The 424-nt window shown below is 34.2% G+C and carries 1 protein-coding gene; it reads left to right on the top strand.

Going from position 1 to position 424, the window contains the following annotated elements:
• A partial coding sequence (locus tag A7981_RS07585) for an FtsK/SpoIIIE domain-containing protein (RefSeq protein WP_131800949.1) occupies positions 1-424 on the top strand: 424 nt, incomplete at both ends.

Below are 424 nucleotides of genomic sequence, written 5' to 3'. Positions count from 1 at the left end.
GAAGTTGAACAGTCTATTGCTAGAATTGCTCAAAAAGCGAGAGCATGTGGTATTCATATGTTAGTAGCTACGCAAAGACCATCTGTCAATGTAATTACAGGTTTAATTAAAGCCAACATACCAACAAGAATTGCATTTATGGTATCATCAAGTGTAGATTCGAGAACGATATTAGACAGTGGTGGAGCAGAACGCTTGTTAGGATATGGCGATATGTTATATCTTGGTAGCGTTATGAATAAACCGATTAGAGTTCAAGGTACATTTGTTTCTGATGACGAAATTGATGATGTTGTTGATTTTATCAAACAACAAAGAGAACCGGACTATCTATTTGAAGAAAAAGAATTGTTGAAAAAAACACAAACACAATCACAAGATGAATTATTTGATGATGTTTGTGCATTTATGGTTAATGAAGGAC

This window comes from Methylovorus sp. MM2 (assembly GCF_001648895.1).
Lineage (GTDB): Bacteria > Pseudomonadota > Gammaproteobacteria > Burkholderiales > Methylophilaceae > MM1.
Note: the sequence above shows the minus strand (reverse complement) of the source record. Positions and strands in the feature narration are given on the sequence as shown.